We start from the raw sequence: 2,834 nt of genomic DNA on the forward strand, positions 1-2,834 counted from the left end.
GGACAGGAGGCGGCCGGCTCCTCGGGGTGATCGGGTGAATCGGATCACCCAGGTCCACTTTTAGTTGAATTTTCACTAACCGCGGCGTACCGTCTTTAGTGCAAGTTTCAACCAGAACTGGCTTCGGAAGGTCCCCCCACATGTCTCTCACGCTCGACCCCGCCGCTCAGGACCTGCTGTTCCGGGAGGCCCACACCGCCTACACCTTCTCCGACGAGCCCGTCACCGACGAGCAGATCCGCGCCATCCACGACCTGGTGAAGTACGCCCCCACCGCATTCAACCAGCAGCCGCTGCGCGTGGTGCTCGTCCGCACGCCCGAGGCCCGGGAGCGCCTGGTCCAGCACATGTCGGAGGGCAACCGGCCCAAGACCTCCACGGCGCCGCTGACCGCGATCCTCTTCGCGGACAACGAGTTCCACGAGGAGCTGCCGAGGCTCTTCCCGGCCTTCCCGCAGGCCAAGGACACCATCTTCGCCGAGCGGGTCGTCCGCGAGCGCTCCGCGGGCTTCAACGCCGCCATCCAGGTCGGCTACTTCATCGTCGGCGTCCGCGCCGCGGGGCTCGCCGCGGGTCCGATGACCGGCTTCGACGCCGAGGGCATCAACAAGGAGTTCGGCGGCGGCGACCACTCGGTGCTGGCCGTCGTGAACCTCGGCCGGCCCGGCGAGGGCGCGTACTACCCGCGCTCGCCGCGCCTGGAGTTCGACGAGGTCTTCACCACCGTCTGACGTCCCTGACGCCCGTGACGGCCGGGTGCGTCCGTGACGGTCGGGCATGCCTGTGACGGCCGGAGCGTCCGGGGCGCCCGGTACGGACCGAAGCCGCCGCACCCGCCGGGGTGCGGCGGCTTCGCCGCGTCCGCCCCGCATGGGGAAGCGGCCCATCGGCATGCGGTTCCGTGCCGCCCGCGTGACGCCCAGGCGCCGCGCGGAACCGCGGGCCGGTCGTGTGCGGCCGCCCGTGCGCCGGGCGCGGCCGCTCAGCCCGTCTTCAGGGCCTCGGCCATCCGGGTGAGGCGGTCCCATGAGGCCGTACCGGTGACCACCGTCGTGGAGGTGTCCGACCGCAGCACGAGCGCGTCGTACTTGGCGCCCTCGTAGCGCTGCCAGGCGGAGCCGCCGATCCGCTCGGTGCGGTCGGTCTCCCGCGCCCCGTGGCTGACCTCGGCGATGAACTTGGACGCCTTGCCGTCGCCCTGCTCCACGGCGATGTACTGCCGGTCGGAGTCGAGGTACCCGAGATGCCAGTGGGTGCCGTTCTCGCTCGCGCCGTCGTAGCGCACCGAGGTCGCCTTCCAGGACGTGGGCAGGCCCTCGGGCGCGGCCACCGGATAGGGGGCGGCCCGCCGTGCGGTCGTGAGCTCGACGGTGTAGTCCTTGGACTCCCCGAGCGGGTCGAGGGAGTCGTCGTGCGGGATGAACACGTAGACACCGGCGACCACGACGCCGATGGCCGCCATCGACAGCACCATGTCCCGGACGGTCTGCTTGCCTTTCATACCTGCCACGCCCTCCATCGTCCCTCATGAGGCAGGTCACACCGCGCCTGGGGGCGCCCCGTCCGCTGTACTGGCCAATACCTCCGCTTGCGCTGCGCTCATCCGAAGGGTCCTCTGCTCATTCTTACGGCGTACCGATAGAGTCGCGTGAACCCTCTTTTTCCGGCCGTCGTCGTACAGAAAGGTGCGCTCCGATGACCGAGCATCATCTCCCGTCCGAGCTCGAGGTCTCCCCCGAGGCCCCCGACCGCAATCTCGCTCTGGAACTCGTCAGGGTCACCGAGGCGGCCGCGATGTCCGCGGGCCGCTGGGTCGGCCGCGGAGACAAGAACGGCGCAGACGGTGCCGCGGTGCGGGCCATGCGCACCCTCGTCCACACCGTGTCGATGAACGGCGTCGTCGTCATCGGCGAGGGCGAGAAGGACGAAGCCCCGATGCTGTTCAACGGCGAGCGGATCGGCGACGGCACCGGTGCGGAGTGCGACATCGCCGTGGACCCGATCGACGGTACGACCCTGTGCGCCAAGGGCATGCCGAACGCCATCGCCGTACTCGCCGCCGCCGACCGCGGCACCATGTTCGACCCCTCCGCGGTCTTCTACATGGACAAGCTGGTCACGGGTCCCGACGCCGCCGACTTCGTCGACATCGACGCCCCCGTCTCGGTCAACATCCGCCGGGTGGCCAAGGCCAAGCGCTCCGCCCCCGAGGACGTCACCGTCGTCATCCTCGACCGGCCGCGCCACGAGGGCATCGTCAAGGAGATCCGGGAGACCGGCGCCCGTATCAAGTTCATCTCCGACGGCGATGTCGCCGGCTCCATCATGGCCGTGCGCGAGAGCACCGGCGTGGACATGCTGATGGGCATCGGCGGCACGCCCGAGGGCATCATCAGCGCCTGCGCCATCAAGTGCCTCGGCGGTGTCATCCAGGGCAAGCTGTGGCCCAAGGACGACGAGGAGCGGCAGCGGGCGCTCGACGCCGGGCACGACCTCGACCGGGTGCTGTCGACCGACGACCTGGTGAGCGGCGACAACGTGTTCTTCGTCGCCACCGGCATCACGGACGGCGAGTTGCTGCGCGGGGTGCGGTACCGCGCGGAGACCGCGACCACGCAGTCGCTGGTGATGCGGTCGAAGTCCGGCACGATCCGGCAGATCGACTCCACGCACCGGCTGTCGAAGCTGCGTGCGTACAGCGCGATCGACTTCGACCGCGCGAAGTAGCCGTACGGCAAGAAGGGGCGCCCCCGTTGTGCGGCGGGGGCGCCGTTCCTTTTCCGCGTGCGGTTCCGCTTCTCGCGCGTGGGGCCGGCGGCCGCGGGGCCGGAGGG

General features: G+C 70.1%; 3 protein-coding genes. 2 read left to right on the forward strand and 1 reads right to left on the reverse strand.

Annotated features, from left to right (window positions below; translation table 11 throughout):
- The first annotated feature begins 140 nt into the window (after positions 1 to 140).
- Entirely contained in the window at positions 141 to 731 is a 591-nt protein-coding gene (locus tag GUY61_RS37060) for a malonic semialdehyde reductase (RefSeq protein ID WP_166634683.1), read from the forward strand.
- Positions 732 to 982: 251 nt separating this feature from the next.
- Here the strand turns inward: GUY61_RS37060 and GUY61_RS37065 are convergent, their stop codons facing one another.
- The gene (locus GUY61_RS37065) at positions 983 to 1,519 is read right to left on the reverse strand and encodes a DUF4245 domain-containing protein (RefSeq protein ID WP_166634684.1); all 537 of its coding nucleotides are present in this window, start codon (positions 1,517 to 1,519) and stop codon (positions 983 to 985) included.
- 176 nt (positions 1,520 to 1,695) lie between these two features.
- Between GUY61_RS37065 and glpX the strand changes: the two genes are divergently transcribed.
- Positions 1,696 to 2,727 (forward strand): class II fructose-bisphosphatase, encoded by a 1,032-nt coding sequence (gene glpX, locus GUY61_RS37070; protein WP_166634685.1) that lies wholly within the window; start codon positions 1,696 to 1,698, stop codon positions 2,725 to 2,727.
- Positions 2,728 to 2,834: the final 107 nt, after the last annotated feature.

It is taken from the genome of Streptomyces sp. GC420, assembly GCF_009916105.1.
Classification (GTDB): domain Bacteria; phylum Actinomycetota; class Actinomycetes; order Streptomycetales; family Streptomycetaceae; genus Streptomyces.